Origin of the sequence: Burkholderia territorii, assembly GCF_902833055.1 — a bacterium.
Taxonomy (GTDB): domain Bacteria; phylum Pseudomonadota; class Gammaproteobacteria; order Burkholderiales; family Burkholderiaceae; genus Burkholderia; species Burkholderia territorii.
This window is the reverse complement of sequence record NZ_CADFEJ010000145.1, coordinates 1-447: the sequence shown is the minus strand read 5'-3', so window position 1 is coordinate 447 and position 447 is coordinate 1. Positions and strand designations below refer to the sequence as shown.

The 447-nt window shown below is 72.5% G+C and carries 1 protein-coding gene; it reads right to left on the bottom strand.

Going from position 1 to position 447, the window contains the following annotated elements:
- Positions 1-6 precede the first annotated feature (6 nt).
- On the bottom strand, positions 7-351 hold the full coding sequence (locus HW466_RS31445; RefSeq protein ID WP_013696498.1) for an MmcQ/YjbR family DNA-binding protein: 345 nt from the start codon (positions 349-351) through the stop codon (positions 7-9).
- Between the last annotated feature and the right edge of the window lie 96 nt (positions 352-447).

The following is a 447-nucleotide window of genomic DNA, read 5'->3' as shown; positions in this document are numbered from 1 at the left end:
CTCGACTCAGTCGTGGCTGGCGTCGAATGCGGCGACCTCGCGTTTCGGCGCGATCTCGCGCCAGCGCTGTCGCAGCAGCGCCGCCAGCTCCACCGGGTCGGCACGCGAGAGCCTCACCAGCACGGCCGGCCAGCCCAGGTAATGATCGGTCACGTAATAGATGTCGGGCTCGCTCTCGATCAGGTGGGCGCGCTGGTCGGGACCCACGCCGCTCACCACCAGCGTGTCGCCGTCCTCGCGCAGGCGCGCGAGCAGATGGCCGCGCACCTTCAGCGCGGGCGTGCCGTAGGAGCTGCCCGCCTCGACCGCGGCCCAGGCGAGCGCGATCCGGCTCAGTTCGTCGTAGGTCATGGCGCCTCCAGCCAGGGAATGCCGCTCGGCGGCATCGCGCGTGCCGCCCGCCGTCGATGATAGCGCCGCGCGCCGCCTGGCCGGCAAGCTGGGCAC

Coding starts and splice junctions, on each gene's coding strand:
- HW466_RS31445 (WP_013696498.1), bottom strand. CDS start 351: ATGACCTACGACGAACTGAGCCGGATCGCGCTCGCCTGGGCCGCGGTC.